We start from the raw sequence: 15,269 nt of genomic DNA on the forward strand, positions 1-15,269 counted from the left end.
AACAGATCTGGATATTGGTATTGGCGAAGAGAACCGTAAACGTTGGTTGCGTACAGGGAAGTGCTCATTCTTGCCTGAAGAGCGCGCATGGTTAGAGCGTTTACAAAATTGGGGTTTAGTCGATACTTTCCGTGCCGCAAATCCAGATTGCCATGATCAATTTTCGTGGTTTGATTATCGTTCACGCGGATTTGATGAAAATAGAGGGCTGCGTATCGATTTACTATTGGCGAGTAAGCCACTGGCTGCTCGTTGTATTGCCACGGGTATTGACTATGAAATTCGCGGGATGGAGAAACCTTCAGATCACGCCCCTGTCTGGTCTGAATTTGCACTCTAATTCTATCTCTTCGCCCTCGATTACCTTATGGCTGACATGAGGTATATGTGCAACTTTGATTGTGTCGGCGATACTGGCCCTATTTTAAGATAGGGCTATTTTTATGGCATAAATAAACCACTGTCACTGAGAAAATAAAAATGATTGATGTCGTCGCAGCAATTATCGAACAAAACGGCAAAATTTTACTGGCACAGCGAGATTCACATCGCGATCAGGCGGGAATGTGGGAGTTCCCTGGCGGAAAGGTCGAGGCTGGCGAAAGTCAGCAGCAAGCATTGATACGCGAACTTGCTGAAGAGTTAAATATCAGGGCGACAGTGGCAGAGTATATCGCTACCAATCAGTGGGACTCGCCAAAAGATAGGATCCGGCTACATGCCTGGCACATAGACAATTTCAGCGGTGAGTTGGTATTGAATTGCCATTCAGCATTAGTTTGGCTAGCACCAGAGGACGCATATAACTACCCTCTGGCACCCGCCGACATTCCACTATTAGAGGCTTTTATTGCTCGAAAACTTTTATTTCTCAAAAACAAATAAACTACTATCTGGTTAATCTTTTCCAAATCAGTGGATTTGTCCCGACCACACTGGAGTCACGCACGCATTGCAGAACTTCTCCCTCGACTCGCAATACGGCCCCTTCCGAGTAATTTTGGTTTTGATAAATGCAACAGCGCGTACACGGGTTATTATTTGTGTTGCGATTTGATGAGTTATTCCATACCTCTGGCGGCAAAGGAACGACAACATCGACATTATTTCTGTTCGCCATCGCCGCACCGGAAATAAGCGTGGTGAAACCAATAAGGCCCAGTAATAGCTGTGTTCTCATGACTTATTCTCCTTGGCTTTAGACGATGTTTTCTTTCGCTTCTTTGTCGCACTAGCAGGGGCTGTTGGCAACCCACGAAAAACCTGAGGCGAACGATTTTGTTTTGCTTGATTGATTAAATCTTGCAACGTGGTTACTAGCGGCTGCATAAAATCCTGATATCGACAATTCTTTTCACTGATTTGCGTCAGCGTCGATTCCCAATGTGCCGTCATATCTGGGCGGGCGGCAATATCAGGTAACGCATGAATCAATGCTCTACCTGCCGGGCTAGCATGGATATAGCGGCCCTTTTTAAACAAAAAAGTCCGTTTAAAAAGCAGCTCAATAATACCTGCGCGTGTCGCCTCAGTCCCTAAACCGTCGGTGGCTCGCAGGACTTTCTTTAACTCTTTATCTTGTACAAAACGCGCAATACCCGTCATTGCAGAAAGTAGGCTGGCATCGGTAAATGGCCGTGGAGGTTGAGTTTGCCGCTCAACAACCTCACCACGTTCACACAATAACTCCGCGCCTTTCTCTACCACGGGCAGCGGCGCACCTTCGTTTTCTTCATCGCGTTCTTTGCTACCCAGCAGAGTCCGCCAACCCGCCTCAGCCAGAAAACGCGCTTTAGCAATAAACTTGCCACCAGCAATATCCAATTCAATAACGCACTTACGGAACTGTGCATCTGGGCAAAACTGCATCAGATATTGCTGCGCAACTAATCGGTAAACCTTACTCTCATCCGTGGTGAGATTCACTTTAGTGGATCGTGCCGTTGGGATGATCGCATGGTGCGCATCCACTTTTTTGTCATCCCAGCAACGGTTACGTCGATCGCTATCCATCACTTCTAACGGCAGTAAATCAGCCTGATGGATGCTGATAGCATTGAGCACCGAATGGCGGCCGGCAAAATGTTCTTCTGGTAGGTATCGGCAATCTGAACGAGGATATGTAATCAATTTGTGCGTTTCATATAAACGTTGACAAATATCAAGCACTTGTTGTGCACTCAGGCCAAATCGTTTTGCGGCTTCAATCTGTAAAGTCGAAAGCGAAAATGGCAAAGGGGCTGTTTCTGATTCCCGTTTATCATTATAAGACGTGACAAAAGCAGGTTGGCCAGTGATGCGATTAACGACATGATCCGCCAGTGGTCGGTGCAACAAGCGCCCTTCTTCATCTTGATAAGATTCGCAGGAATCACTCGGTTGCCATAAAGCAATAAAACGCTCATCAGCAGGTGTGACGATGTGCGCTTTAACTTCAAAAAAGTCTTTAGGGACGAAATCTTCAATCTCTTCATCACGACGTACAACCAGCCCTAATACTGGCGTTTGTACTCGTCCGACAGATAGAACACCGTCATAACCCGCGTTGCGCCCAAGAATGGTATAGGCACGTGTCATATTGATGCCATAAAGCCAATCCGCTCTAGCCCTCGCCAAGGCGGAAACACACAGCGGAATAAACTCCCGGTTATAACGTAGTCGCTCGACTGCGCGCTCCACCGCCTGGGGATTTAAGTCATTAATCAGACAGCGGCGCACATTTTGCCGTTTCTCCGCCTCCAAATCGAGGTAGTCCAATACTTCATCAACCAGAAGTTGTCCTTCGCGATCAGGGTCACCGGCATGGATAACTTCGTCAGCCTGCTGCAATAACTGTTTGATGACATTAAGTTGTTTACTAACAGAAGGGCGTGGCTGCAATCGCCACTTTTCAGGAATAATAGGCAGGTCAGCCAAAGACCAACGGGCATAGCGGCTGTCGTAAGCATCAGGTTGAGCCTGCTCCAGCAAGTGGCCAATACACCACGTCACCATTTGGTCATTGCCACAAGCAATGAATCCATCACCTCGGCGATGCGGCTTTGGCAGGATATCGGCAATCGCTCGCGCCAAACTGGGCTTTTCGGCAATAAAAAGTCGCATCATTCACCGTATAAATACATCAGAGAGAAGGTCATTCTGTTATCTCAATCAGCGCCCGACGATTATCCACCGCATGTAGCTCACCAATTGCGCTGAGTGTCATACCGTGTTGAGCTGCAATCTCTTGCACTTGGTTTTGTGCCTCTGGTAATACCGCCAATAACAATCCACCCGATGTCTGCGGATCACAGAGTAAATTTTTCTGCAGATCAGACATCGCGCCAATCAGATGGCCATAGCTATCAAAGTTGCGTCCAGTTCCTCCCGGCACGCAACCTTTCGCAATATACTCTTCGACCGCCGGCAGACGAGGAATGGCCGAAAAATGCAAGGTTGCCTGAACACCCGACCCCTGACAGATTTCGCTTAGATGCCCTAGCAAACCGAACCCAGTCACATCCGTCATCGCAGTCACTCCGGCAATATGCGCAAAGTCGGCACCCGATTTATTCAACTGACACATGGTTTGCGTGGCAATACCTTGATGTTCCGGGCGTAATTGACTTTTCTTTTCTGCCGTAGTCAGGATGCCTATCCCTAGTGGCTTAGTGAGAAATAGCTGACAACCCGCTTTTGCTGCACTGTTTTTCTTAACCTGATCCGTGCTGACAATACCGGTTACTGCTAACCCGAAAATCGGTTCTGGCGCGTCAATAGAGTGCCCACCAGCCAGCGAAATTCCGGCCTGTTGACAAACATAGCGCCCACCTTCAATTACCTGTTGGGCGACTTCTGGCGCTAATTTATCAATAGGCCATCCTAGAATGGCAATCGCCATAATCGGTTTGCCACCCATAGCATAAATATCACTGATGGCGTTCGTCGCCGCTATACGCCCGAAATCAAACGGATCATCGACGATCGGCATGAAAAAGTCGGTAGTGCTGATAATGCCAACCCCACTGCCAATATCATACACCGCGGCATCATCACGGGTTTCATTGCCCACCAGCAGACGGGGATCAAGAAATTTTTGTTGCTCAGAATGCAAAATTTTATCCAACACTTTGGGTGATATTTTGCAACCGCAGCCCGCTCCGTGGCTGTATTGAGTAAGACGTATCGCTGGCGATGTCATAACACTCTCCCGTCTGATGGTTCAGTAACAAACAATCTAACCAATATGCTATTAAATCAATGAATAAGCTATTTAGTCAGGAATGATGCAGATAAGGTAAATATCCAGAGTATCTATGGTAGCGCCTCTAGCTTGGCTTGGTAAGTGGAGAGCCGTGATAAGGCGGATAGGTTGGTCACAAAGCGGGCTAAAACGCAGCTTGCCGCTGAAAAAACAAGCAAACTGCGTTTTGATATGAGAAATCAAGTCTCAGAAATAACGAACAAAAGGCGAGTAATCCGGCGGAGTGACTTTGGTGGCTGATTTCAGTTGTGGAGTACCAAGGTAGAGGAAACCGACGATTTCATCCTGCTCGCGGCAGGCAAAACCCTGACGAACAACTGGGTGGTGAGTCCAAGAACCCGTGCGCCAAATACCATTGAACCCTTGTGCCAGCGCCGCCATTTGCATAGCCTGCACGGCACAACCAGCAGAAACAACCTGCTCCCAATTTGGTACTTTAGGGTTTTCTGTGACATGGGCAATCACCGTAATAATCAGCGGTGCGCGGAAAGGCGCTAACTTCGCTTTTTCCAAAACAGCCTCATCAGACCCATCGTGTTTAACCGCATCTTGCAGTAATTGGCTAAATCGCTCCAGACCATCATTTTGAATTAAAACAAAACGCCACGGCTGTAATGTGCCATGATCAGGTGCACGCATACCTGCATGAATTATATTATCCAATGCCTCACCTGTTGGGGCTGGTGTGGTTAAGCGGGACGCCGAACGACGATTGAGTAACAATTCCAATGCATCCATCATTTTCTCCTGATAACGATTTTCATTTTCAGCACGGTAGCATAAGTTGTCGTTTTGTTACCAGTGTTGACCGATTCTCGAGGTTTTTCGGTGATTTAAAGCTGACTTTTGTTCATCAGGTCATTAGGATAACTGCACTTGCCCGGTTTTGTTGGAGATAACATGCGCACTTTGTGGCGAATTATTGCTGGTTTTTTTAAGTGGACTTGGCGTCTGCTGAATTTTGCCAGAGAGTTTATTCTTAATCTTTTTCTCATCCTGCTGATTTTGGTCGGCGTTGGTATTTACCTTCAGTTCCAAAGCAAACCGGCAGAACCGGTTAAGGGCGCACTATTAGTTAATTTAAGTGGTGTGGTGGTTGACCAGCCAGCAGTGAATAATAAGCTCCGTCAACTGGGGCGTGAATTATTAGGGGCATCCAGTAATCGTCTACAAGAAAACTCCCTATTTGATATTGTAGAAACTATTCGTCTAGCCAAAACCGATAGCAATATTACGGGGTTGGTATTATCGCTGAGTGATTTTACCGGCGCTGATCAGCCTTCGCTGCAATATATTGGCAAAGCACTGCGGGAATTCCGTGATACGGGTAAACCGATTTACGCTATCGGCGATAGTTATAATCAGACACAATATTATCTAGCCAGCTTTGCCAATAAAATCTATTTGTCCCCACAAGGGGCCGTCGATCTGCATGGTTTTGCCAGCAATAATCTTTATTACAAATCGTTGTTGGAAAAACTCAAAGTCACCACCAATATTTTCCGCGTGGGCACATATAAATCGGCAGTTGAGCCGATGATCCGTGATGATATGTCTCCCGCTGCCCGTGAGGCTGACAGTCGCTGGATTGGCGGTTTATGGCAAAACTATCTGACAGCGGTTTCTGCTAATCGTCAATTAACGCCAGAGCAATTGTTCCCGGGTGCCGCGGGTGTTATCAGTGGATTACAAGCTGCTGGCGGCTCCCCTGCGCAATATGCACTCAATAGTAAGCTGGTCGATCAACTGGCGGCTCGCCCTGAAATTGAAACTGAGTTGGTGAAGACGTTTGGTTGGGATAAAAGAAATAATGACTTTAATTACGTCAGTATTTATGACTATCAACCGACACCAACCCCACAGCAAGGTGAGCAAATTGCGGTTCTCTTTGCTAATGGCGCAATCATGGATGGACCACAAACACCGGGGAATGTCGGCGGCGATGCTCTGGCTGCGCAAATTCGTCAGGCGCGTTTAGATCCAAAAATCAAAGCGGTTATCTTGCGAGTGAACAGCCCTGGCGGCAGTGTCAGTGCCTCTGAGTTGATTCGTTCGGAATTGGCGGCGCTGCGGGCTGCTAATAAACCATTGGTTGTATCAATGGGTGGCATGGCCGCCTCTGGCGGGTATTGGATTTCAACCCCAGCCAATTATATTATTGCCAACCCAAGCACACTGACTGGTTCTATTGGTATCTTCGGCGTAATTAATACTTTCCAAAACTCGCTGGAAAGCATTGGTGTACATACCGACGGCGTGGCAACGTCACCACTAGCGAATGTATCGATAACCAAAGATTTGCCACCTGAATTTTCCCAGATGATGCAAATTAATATCGAAAACGGCTACAAAACCTTTATTGACTTGGTTGCTACCGCTCGCCATAAAACACCGGAGCAAGTCGATCAAATCGCGCAAGGCCATGTGTGGATAGGTCTGGATGCCAAAAACAACGGGCTAGTAGACCAACTCGGTGATTTTGATGATGCCGTCAAGAAAGTCGCCGAACTGGCAAAACTGAAAACCTGGCAACTGAATTGGTTTGTTGATGAACCGAGTCTCAGTGATTTGATTTTCGGTCAAATGAGCGCGTCAGTACAGGCGATACTGCCTGAAGCTATTCAGGCATGGTTACCTGCACCAATATCAGCCATGGCACGAGCAGTTAAAGATCAACCAAGTTTGCTCAATACACTCAATGACCCACAGAATCGGTATGCGTTATGCCTAACTTGTGGTGATGTGCGCTAGTCAAATCCTCAAATCGTAGATAAATACTCCGCCCGGCACCTGCCGGGCTTTTTTTCCTCACCAACCGCCCTATAATTCACTCATCTTATTCAGTTCGACTTTTCAGGCATATGACTCATGCAGAAGAAATCTATTTATGTCGCTTATACCGGCGGGACTATCGGTATGCAGCGTTCAGATCACGGCTACATTCCCGTGTCTGGTCACTTGCAACGCCAACTGGCCTTGATGCCTGAATTCCATCGGCCCGAAATGCCTGATTTTACTATTCATGAATATGCTCCATTAATTGATTCTTCTGATATGACGCCTGAGGACTGGCAGCATATTGCCAATGATATTCAGCAAAATTATGATTTATACGATGGCTTTGTTATTTTACATGGCACTGACACTATGGCGTTTACCGCCTCGGCCCTCTCCTTCATGCTGGAAAATCTGGCTAAACCCGTGATTGTCACCGGTTCGCAAATTCCCTTGGCGGAGTTACGTTCCGATGGGCAAACCAATTTACTTAATGCTCTGTATCTGGCAGCTAATCACCCAGTGAATGAAGTCAGTTTGTTCTTCAACAACAAATTGTTTCGCGGTAACCGTACCACCAAAGCTCATGCCGACGGTTTTGATGCTTTCGCCTCTCCTAATCTCTCTGTTCTGCTAGAAGCGGGCATCCATATTCGTCGTATGGCATCAGTTGAGTCCCCTATCAATAATGGGCCATTGGTCGTTCATAACATCACGCCGCAACCCATTGGCGTAGTCACTATCTATCCCGGAATCTCTGGTGCAGTAGTGCGGAACTTCCTGCTGCAACCGGTCAAGGCTTTGATTTTGCGATCCTATGGTGTGGGGAACGCACCACAGAAAGCAGAATTACTGGATGAGCTAAGAAATGCCAGCGAGCGCGGTATTGTGGTGGTAAATTTAACCCAATGTATTTCTGGCAGGGTCAATATGGATGGCTACGCTACGGGGAATGCACTGGCCCATGCTGGCGTGATCAGTGGTTTTGATATGACCGTTGAGGCTGCCCTGACAAAACTGCATTATTTGTTGAGTCAATCTCTATCCCCCGAAGAAATCCGCCGGTTGATGCAACAAAACCTGCGCGGCGAATTAACCGACACCCACTGATCTGGCGGAACTCTCATGAATGCGGCACTGTTATTAATTGATTTGCAAAATGATTTTTGTCCGGGAGGCGCATTGGCTGTCACCGAAGGTGACGAGGTTATTGCTATTGCAAATGAGGCTATTCATGCCTGTTTGATGTTAAAAATACCTGTTATCGCCAGCCAAGATTGGCACCCAGCCGAGCACCGTAGTTTTGCGATTAATTCCAATGCAGAACCGGGTTCTGTTGGCGAATTAGACGGTTTAACGCAAGTCTGGTGGCCCGTACATTGTGTACAAGACAGCCCCGGTGCAGCTTTGCATCCACGTTTAAACCATGAGGCTATTGCTGCGATTTTCCGTAAAGGCCAAGATCCCGCGATCGACAGCTACAGTGCTTTTTTTGATAATGGCAGACGAGCAAAAACCCCCCTGGATGGGTGGTTGCAGCAACACGGAATTGAGCGTTTGTATGTTATGGGGTTAGCAACAGATTATTGTGTGAAATACACCGTTTTAGATGCATTAACTTTGGGTTATCAAACCACCATCATCAGTGATGGTTGCCGTGGTGTCAATCTGCAACCACAAGACAGCCAACAAGCCTTTGACGCTATGCGTGATACTGGCGCCAACATACAAACATTGGCGCAACTTCTGACGGACTTAGAGGTAAAAGCAACTTATTAAACGAGGCACTCAACGGAGCCGATATCGACGCCGTTGAGTGATTCATTCTGGTTTCAACTTCACCAACGTCGGCTGGCTAAATTGCTGCTTAAGCTCTTGTTTGGTTTTCATCACAATCTGACCATCGGTGCCAATACTCATATGCTGGGCATCAGTGTTATGGCGCGCTTGCCATAGCATGACCATTTGCAGACTGTTCTCTTTCTGCTCAGGCGTCAGTGCCACACCATCTGGCCATTTACCTAACTCTACCGCCTGAACTAAACGCTGGTAAATTTCGGGTGTCATCACTGATATTAGGTCTTCAAGCTCCATCGGAACATCCTCAGATAAAGGAATAGCAAGCTGAATCGATTTTTCACTTATCCGGTTACGGTTTTTATCAGCCGTTATCCCGCAGTCTGTTCGCCATTTTGGTCATCAACAAAATTCAGTGATGCCGAGTTCACGCAATAGCGCTCTCCGGTAGGTTGTGGGCCATCAGGGAACACATGCCCCAAATGTGCATCACAGTTACCACAACGAATCTCGACACGGTGCATATTATGAGAATAATCATCAATATAGCGGATTGAATTCGCGTCAAGCGGTTGATAAAAACTCGGCCAACCACAACCGGAATCAAACTTAGATTCTGAGATAAAAAGCGGTTGGTGGCAACACAAGCATTGATACACACCGTCACGTTTATTGTGCAGTAATTTGCCACTAAAAGGCGCTTCCGTCCCCCGCTGCTGGGTGACATGCCGCTGAATATCGGACAGTTTCTCAATATTTTCTGTAGGGTTCAGTTCTTTAGCCATTTGTGCGATTCTCTGGCAGGGAATAAAGTCAACGAAAACAACGTCTAATAATAACAAAAAATTAACAACAAAGCAGTTAAAATTGTCCTAAACTGTATGCCATCGAAGCGATAACGGTGTAAATGTGATAAAAATCGCAAATATTACTGATTCTCACTTTAAACTAAATTATTCGCCCCAATATAAAAATGAGGCTAATCGTATCAGGAAACGCGTGATTAATGTTCGATCTACCTCCCCTGGTTTGATTTGTAGCAATAATTGACACGATTCCGCTTGACGCTCGGTAAGGTTTTTGTAATTTTACAACCAACCTTTTATTCACTAACAAATAGCTGGTGGAATATATGACTATCAAAGTAGGTATCAACGGTTTTGGCCGTATCGGTCGCATTGTTTTCCGTGCTGCTCAGGAACGTTCTGACATCGAAATCGTTGCAATCAACGACCTGTTGGACGCTGACTACATGGCGTACATGCTGAAATACGACTCTACCCATGGTCGTTTCGACGGTACTGTAGAAGTAAAAGACGGCCATCTGGTTGTTAACGGTAAAACCATCCGTGTTACCGCAGAGAGAGATCCGGCTAACCTGAAGTGGAACGAAGTTAACGTTGACGTTGTTGCTGAAGCAACTGGCCTGTTCCTGACCGACGAAACTGCACGTAAGCACATCGCTGCTGGCGCGAAGAAAGTGGTTCTGACTGGTCCTTCTAAAGACGACACCCCTATGTTCGTTATGGGCGTTAACCACAAGGCTTACGCTGGCCAAGAAATCGTTTCTAACGCTTCTTGCACCACTAACTGCCTGGCTCCACTGGCTAAAGTTATCAACGACAAGTTCGGTATCGTTGAAGCGCTGATGACCACTGTGCATGCAACTACTGCAACTCAGAAAACTGTTGATGGCCCGTCTCACAAAGACTGGCGCGGCGGCCGCGGCGCATCCCAGAACATCATCCCTTCTTCTACCGGTGCTGCTAAAGCAGTAGGTAAAGTTATCCCAGAACTGAACGGTAAACTGACTGGTATGGCGTTCCGCGTTCCTACCCCTAACGTTTCTGTTGTTGACCTGACTGCGCGTCTGGAAAAACCAGCTTCTTACAAAGAAATCTGTGCTGCCATCAAAGCAGCTTCAGAAGGCGAGCTGAAAGGCGTTCTGGGCTACACCGAAGATGACGTTGTATCTACCGATTTCAACGGCGAAAAACTGACTTCAGTATTCGATGCTAAAGCAGGTATCGCGCTGAATGACAACTTTGTGAAACTGGTTTCTTGGTACGATAACGAAACTGGCTATTCAAACAAAGTTCTGGATCTGATCTCTCACATCTCCAAATAATGGATTGATGTAGATTTCTGTCAAAAGCCACCCTCGGGTGGCTTTTTTATTGTCTAAAAATGCGGTGATGGCTACACGACTCCATCGGGTCAGTGTAATAAATTGCGTAATATCAATGATTCACCACTACTCTACTGTAGGCTTGCTGCAAGATTTTGCGTCTGTGATATTATCGAAAGTCTGAAGTTCAATGGATCTCAAGTTCCTATTCCCATAAGGCCAAACGAATGAACGAGAAAGTATTCACCCTACCTGTTGTTGAACAAATTTCGCCTTACATCAGCCAACGCCAGTTAGACGAATTACCCGTCGTAGTTGTATCCCACCCCAAAGTGCGCGCTGCAGTCACCTTGCAAGGTGCTCACCTGCTGGCTTTCCAGCCAAGTGGTGAACAGCCAGTTATTTGGTTGAGTAATAACACACCATTTAAAGATGGCGTTGCGATTCGTGGTGGCGTTCCTATCTGTTGGCCTTGGTTTGGTCCATCCGCGCAACCTTCCCATGGTTTTGCGCGTTTATTGCCATGGACTCTCAGCGCTCATGATGAGAACGAAAATGGGGTTATTTTGACCTTCACACTGGAAGACAGTGATGCCTCACGTAAATTCTGGCCACACGCATTCACTTTAATCGCCCGCTTCAAGTTGGGTGAGGAATGCGAAATGGAACTAGAATCACACGGTGATTATGAAGCGGTTGCCGCGTTACATACCTACTTCCAGATTGGCGATATCAACCAGATAAAAATCAGCGGACTTGGCGAAAAATACTTAGATAAAGTGCTGAAAGTGGCTGATGCCACACAGCAAGGCGACTTAGTGTTTAACGGCCAGACTGACCGGATCTATACTCAGCCAGAAGCCTATAGCCTGATAAAAGATGCCGCGCTGAAACGTACTATTGAAGTGCATCATCATCATCAAAGTGATGTTGTGGCCTGGAACCCTGGAGCTGAACTGTCTAGCAGTATGGTCGATATGCCAAATGATGGCTATAAGACGATGGTTTGCGTGGAGACTGCGCGTGTGAATAAACCTTTAGTTGCAACGCCGGATGCACCTGCTCGCCTTTCCATGACGATTCGTAGCCGTAAACACGCCTGATTGTGACATACACGGTCAGGCACAAAAATGGGGCATAACGCCCCATTTTTTATGATTCAGATACCCTACGCACAAATTAGCGGAAAGTATAAGTCACACCTGTCCATAACACGCCACTGTATGACGCATCGACCATTGGGCTGTTTTTCACTTCACTTGCCAGACGGATATAGCGGCCAGTAAAGAAAGCATTCCAATTAGGGTTGATGTTGTAATTAGCGGTCAATTCCAGATACGGTGCCCAGCTATCACTTGGGCTGTATTGCGCCAGACCACTACGAGCCGACTCATTGCGACTCACACCGTAGTAGTAGTCGTTTTGGTCCTCGCTATTCCAGCTTACACCCACGCCCGGCGTCAGTGTCCAACTATCAACATTAAAGCGATAGAGATAAGCCAGGTCTGCAACAAAACCACCGCTATTATCCAGCACATCGCCAGAGAACATGGTACGGATGGTCCCCCAATCTTCGATATGAGAATATGACATCCCTGCCATCATAGTACTGCGGCGTTTGTCCAGCTGTTTCATCTGCTGGTCATCACTGTCACCTGGCTTAAAGTGCAAAGGCAAATAATAGGCATCAATCGACAAACGATTAGTGTCATCTTTCCACAGGTAATAGCCAGCCGCCAAAGTACGGAAGTAGAAATTATCACTTTCATAAGAAACGATAGGCACGGGATAGACACGGTCATTCTTACCACGATAAGGGTCTGGACTGACTAATGCAGATGCCCCCAGAGACCATGTACCTGCCATCGCTGTTGGTATACAAACAGCGGTAGCAACAGCCAATGCTGCCAGTGTTTTTATTTGCTTCGTTTTTATGTCATGTTTTTTCACGGATTAAATCCCATTGGTCACTAAATCATGAGGTAACTTAGTGTAAATCAATTGCTTGCCTGTGGCGAAATCTTTACACATGCAAGCCTAATAATCATTTTACCTGTACAACTTATCATCAATAAGTATCAAACAGGCAAGCTAAAAATTTACGCAGATTTGATTACAATAAAATAACAATATATTCAAACAGATAATTTCGATTAATCATATATAAAACTCTGCAAACGAAATAAAAAATAGATTTAATTACCAAATAGTGGTTATTTATTGTACTAAGGGTGGAAAATCTAGGGTTTAGGTGAACTTGACCTTTAGAGGAGACGCGACCATAACAATAAGGTAGTAGTTTCAAAATTTTAACCCAATAAAGCACTACTATTATTTTATGTTCCCAACCATTCAAACAGGACGGGCATCGCTATGAACATATTTGATCACTATCGCCAGCGCTACGAAGCTGCCAAGGACGAAGAGTTCACACTGCAGGAGTTCCTTACTATCTGTCAGCAAGATCGCAGTGCATACGCCAATGCGGCTGAGCGTCTGCTGATGGCTATTGGTGAACCTGTGATGGTCGATACCGCACTTGAATCCCGCATGTCTCGACTGTTCTCTAATCGGGTTATCGCCCGTTATCCTGCTTTTGAAGAATTCTATGGTATGGAAGAAGCCATAGAACAGATAGTTTCGTACCTGAAACATGCTGCTCAAGGGTTAGAAGAGAAGAAACAAATTCTGTATTTACTCGGCCCTGTAGGGGGGGGGAAATCATCACTGGCCGAACGTCTTAAGGCTCTGATGCAACGGGTGCCTATCTATATTTTAAGTGCCAATGGTGAACGTAGCCCAGTCAATGACCACCCATTATGCTTATTTAACCCGCAGGAAGATGCGGCAATTTTAGCCAAAGAATACAATATCCCTAGCCGTTACCTCGGCACTATTATGTCGCCATGGGCGGCCAAACGCCTGCATGAATTTGGCGGGGATATTACCAAATTCAAAGTCATAAAGGTCTGGCCTTCTATTCTTGAGCAAATTGCGATAGCGAAGACAGAGCCTGGGGATGAAAACAACCAGGATATCTCGGCGTTGGTCGGTAAAGTTGATATCCGTAAACTGGAAAATCACGCACAAAATGATCCTGATGCCTATGGTTATTCCGGCGCATTATGCCGGGCAAACCAAGGGATTATGGAGTTCGTGGAGATGTTCAAAGCTCCTATTAAGGTGCTGCATCCACTGCTGACGGCGACACAGGAAGGAAACTATAACGGTACTGAAGGGATCTCTGCCCTGCCATTTAGCGGCATTATCCTCGCGCACTCTAACGAATCAGAGTGGGTCACATTCCGGAATAACAAAAATAATGAGGCATTCCTTGACCGTGTCTATATCGTCAAAGTGCCTTATTGCTTGCGTGTATCGGAAGAGATCAAAATCTACGACAAGTTATTGAATCACAGTGAATTAACCCATGCACCTTGTGCTCCGGGGACGTTGGAAACACTGGCTCGCTTCTCGATTCTTTCCCGTATGAAAGAGCCGGAAAACTCCAGCATCTACTCCAAAATGCGGGTATATGATGGTGAAAGCCTGAAAGATACCGACCCGAAAGCTAAGTCCTATCAGGAATATCGGGATTATGCCGGGGTTGATGAGGGTATGAATGGTCTCTCGACTCGATTCGCCTTTAAAATTCTGTCTCGGGTATTTAACTTTGACCATGCAGAAGTTGCCGCGAACCCAGTCCATCTCTTCTATGTCCTGGAACAGCAGATCGAGCGCGAGCAATTCCAACAGGATGTTGCAGAAAAATATCTCGAACACCTTAAAGGTTATCTGATTCCGAAGTATGCCGAATTTATCGGTAAAGAAATTCAGACCGCCTATCTGGAATCTTACTCTGAGTATGGCCAGAATATCTTTGACCGCTACGTTATCTACGCCGATTTCTGGATTCAGGATCAAGAGTATCGTGACCCAGATACCGGGCAATTATTTGACCGTGAATCGCTGAATGCTGAGTTGGAGAAAATTGAAAAACCTGCGGGTATCAGCAACCCGAAAGACTTCCGGAATGAAATCGTCAATTTTGTGTTGCGCGCCAGAGCCAATAATAATGGCCGTAATCCAAACTGGACCAGCTATGAGAAACTGCGCACGGTTATTGAGAAGAAAATGTTCTCTAACACCGAAGAGTTACTGCCCGTTATCTCCTTTAACGCGAAGACCTCAACGGATGAGCAGAAAAAGCATGATGACTTTGTCGATCGGATGATGGAAAAAGGCTATACCCGCAAGCAAGTACGCTTGCTGTGTGAATGGTATCTGCGGGTAAGAAAATCATCATAATTTGTGACTGATTCTCTA

Annotated in this window: 15 protein-coding genes; 8 read left to right on the forward strand and 7 right to left on the reverse strand. The window is 46.3% G+C overall.

Going from position 1 to position 15,269, the window contains the following annotated elements; all coding sequences use genetic code 11:
- Both HUZ92_RS19890 and HUZ92_RS19895 read left to right on the forward strand, forming a co-directional pair.
- On the forward strand, window positions 1-340 hold a 340-nt coding region (locus tag HUZ92_RS19890), incomplete at its 5' end, for an exodeoxyribonuclease III (protein WP_235941875.1).
- 140 nt (window positions 341-480) lie between these two features.
- Entirely contained in the window at window positions 481-885 is a 405-nt protein-coding gene (locus HUZ92_RS19895) for a pyrimidine (deoxy)nucleoside triphosphate diphosphatase (RefSeq protein ID WP_050101878.1), read from the forward strand.
- Between the two features lie 4 nt (window positions 886-889).
- Here HUZ92_RS19895 and HUZ92_RS19900 read toward each other — a convergent pair whose 3' ends face one another.
- The 4 genes from HUZ92_RS19900 to HUZ92_RS19915 all read right to left on the reverse strand — a co-directional run bounded on the left by HUZ92_RS19900 (window position 890) and on the right by HUZ92_RS19915 (window position 4,981).
- Window positions 890-1,180: a DUF1496 domain-containing protein gene (locus HUZ92_RS19900; RefSeq protein WP_050140593.1), complete on the reverse strand. Its 291-nt coding sequence runs from the start codon at window positions 1,178-1,180 to the stop codon at window positions 890-892.
- Window positions 1,177-3,102: a DNA topoisomerase III gene (locus HUZ92_RS19905; protein ID WP_050101880.1), complete on the reverse strand. Its 1,926-nt coding sequence runs from the start codon at window positions 3,100-3,102 to the stop codon at window positions 1,177-1,179. Before HUZ92_RS19905 ends, HUZ92_RS19900 begins: the two co-directional genes overlap by 4 nt.
- 31 nt (window positions 3,103-3,133) lie before the next feature.
- Complete coding sequence (gene selD / locus HUZ92_RS19910) at window positions 3,134-4,180, reverse strand: selenide, water dikinase SelD (RefSeq protein WP_050101881.1); 1,047 nt, start codon at window positions 4,178-4,180, stop codon at window positions 3,134-3,136.
- Between the two features lie 249 nt (window positions 4,181-4,429).
- Complete coding sequence (locus HUZ92_RS19915) at window positions 4,430-4,981, reverse strand: NAD(P)H nitroreductase (RefSeq protein ID WP_050101882.1); 552 nt, start codon at window positions 4,979-4,981, stop codon at window positions 4,430-4,432.
- Between the two features lie 162 nt (window positions 4,982-5,143).
- Here HUZ92_RS19915 and sppA point away from each other — a divergent pair, with 162 nt between their 5' ends.
- The 3 genes from sppA to pncA all read left to right on the forward strand — a co-directional run bounded on the left by sppA (window position 5,144) and on the right by pncA (window position 8,797).
- Window positions 5,144-6,994: a signal peptide peptidase SppA gene (gene sppA, locus HUZ92_RS19920; protein WP_145579421.1), complete on the forward strand. Its 1,851-nt coding sequence runs from the start codon at window positions 5,144-5,146 to the stop codon at window positions 6,992-6,994.
- Between the two features lie 117 nt (window positions 6,995-7,111).
- Window positions 7,112-8,128 (forward strand): asparaginase, encoded by a 1,017-nt coding sequence (gene ansA, locus HUZ92_RS19925; RefSeq protein WP_050101884.1) that lies wholly within the window; start codon window positions 7,112-7,114, stop codon window positions 8,126-8,128.
- A gap of 15 nt (window positions 8,129-8,143) precedes the next feature.
- Window positions 8,144-8,797, forward strand: a complete 654-nt coding sequence (pncA, locus tag HUZ92_RS19930; protein ID WP_050296429.1) for a bifunctional nicotinamidase/pyrazinamidase — start codon at window positions 8,144-8,146, stop codon at window positions 8,795-8,797.
- A gap of 42 nt (window positions 8,798-8,839) precedes the next feature.
- Here pncA and HUZ92_RS19935 read toward each other — a convergent pair whose 3' ends face one another.
- The gene (locus HUZ92_RS19935; protein WP_050101886.1) at window positions 8,840-9,112 is read right to left on the reverse strand and encodes a YeaC family protein; all 273 of its coding nucleotides are present in this window, start codon (window positions 9,110-9,112) and stop codon (window positions 8,840-8,842) included.
- A gap of 74 nt (window positions 9,113-9,186) precedes the next feature.
- The gene (gene msrB, locus HUZ92_RS19940) at window positions 9,187-9,600 is read right to left on the reverse strand and encodes a peptide-methionine (R)-S-oxide reductase MsrB (RefSeq protein WP_004708435.1); all 414 of its coding nucleotides are present in this window, start codon (window positions 9,598-9,600) and stop codon (window positions 9,187-9,189) included.
- A gap of 347 nt (window positions 9,601-9,947) precedes the next feature.
- Here msrB and gapA point away from each other — a divergent pair, with 347 nt between their 5' ends.
- Both gapA and HUZ92_RS19950 read left to right on the forward strand, forming a co-directional pair.
- Window positions 9,948-10,943, forward strand: coding sequence for a glyceraldehyde-3-phosphate dehydrogenase (gapA, locus tag HUZ92_RS19945; RefSeq protein ID WP_002224141.1), 996 nt, complete (start codon window positions 9,948-9,950; stop codon window positions 10,941-10,943).
- 227 nt (window positions 10,944-11,170) lie between these two features.
- Window positions 11,171-12,046 carry a D-hexose-6-phosphate mutarotase gene (locus HUZ92_RS19950; RefSeq protein ID WP_128451894.1) on the forward strand — a complete coding sequence of 292 codons (876 nt, stop codon included), beginning with the start codon at window positions 11,171-11,173 and terminating at the stop codon, window positions 12,044-12,046.
- Window positions 12,047-12,122: 76 nt separating this feature from the next.
- Here HUZ92_RS19950 and HUZ92_RS19955 read toward each other — a convergent pair whose 3' ends face one another.
- Window positions 12,123-12,893 carry a MipA/OmpV family protein gene (locus tag HUZ92_RS19955; RefSeq protein ID WP_145579419.1) on the reverse strand — a complete coding sequence of 257 codons (771 nt, stop codon included), beginning with the start codon at window positions 12,891-12,893 and terminating at the stop codon, window positions 12,123-12,125.
- Between the two features lie 423 nt (window positions 12,894-13,316).
- Here HUZ92_RS19955 and yeaG point away from each other — a divergent pair, with 423 nt between their 5' ends.
- A complete protein-coding gene (gene yeaG / locus HUZ92_RS19960; protein ID WP_050101889.1) occupies window positions 13,317-15,251 on the forward strand; it encodes a protein kinase YeaG in 1,935 nt (644 codons plus the stop codon).
- Window positions 15,252-15,269: the final 18 nt, after the last annotated feature.

Origin of the sequence: Yersinia vastinensis, from assembly GCF_902726565.1 — a bacterium.
Classification (GTDB): Bacteria; Pseudomonadota; Gammaproteobacteria; order Enterobacterales; family Enterobacteriaceae; genus Yersinia; species Yersinia vastinensis.